The sequence below is a fragment of the Dietzia sp. HMSC21D01 genome (assembly GCF_001815995.1).
Classification (GTDB): domain Bacteria; phylum Actinomycetota; class Actinomycetes; order Mycobacteriales; family Mycobacteriaceae; genus Dietzia; species Dietzia cinnamea.
Genome location: NZ_KV823791.1, coordinates 1 through 510, shown reverse-complemented (window position 1 = coordinate 510; position 510 = coordinate 1). Strand labels below are relative to the sequence as shown.

General features: G+C 75.7%; 1 protein-coding gene. It reads left to right on the top strand.

Going from position 1 to position 510, the window contains the following annotated elements; genetic code table 11:
• Positions 1 to 298 precede the first annotated feature (298 nt).
• Positions 299 to 510: RNA polymerase sigma factor (locus HMPREF3086_RS04065; RefSeq protein ID WP_141763986.1), on the top strand; the 212-nt coding region annotated here is incomplete at its 3' end.

The window sequence follows — 510 nt, the reverse complement described above, 5'->3', positions numbered from 1 at the left end:
CACCGCCAGCGCGAGCGCGGCCAGCGCGCCGGCCAGGCGCGATCGCGCTGATCGGTGTGTGGATCCGAGCGCGGGGCGGCGGCCGGAGGGGCGTGCGGGCGTACGGGAACCGAGCATGGGAACTCCCCGAGATGCGGGCGGTGAGCACCAGTATGCGAGCCCCGCGCCGGATTGGGAACACTATGACCTCACGAATCCGCGGCGCCGGGCGACTACTCATCGACGCGCGCCTCCCGCCGCCCCGCCGGGGGCGGGGTGCGCGGGACGGCGATCACCGACGAGGGCAGGATCTACACACATGAGGGCAGCGTTCGACGCCGCGGTCGACCGGCACGGGACCACCGTGCTGCGGGTCTGCCGCGCGGTCCTGGGGCCCGGCCCGGACGCCGACGACGCGTGGTCGGCGACGTTCCTGTCCGCGCTGCGGGCGTGGCCGGAGCTGCCCGAGGACACCGATGTCGAGGCGTGGCTCGTCCGCGTCGCGCACCGCCGCGCCGTCGACGTGGTCCG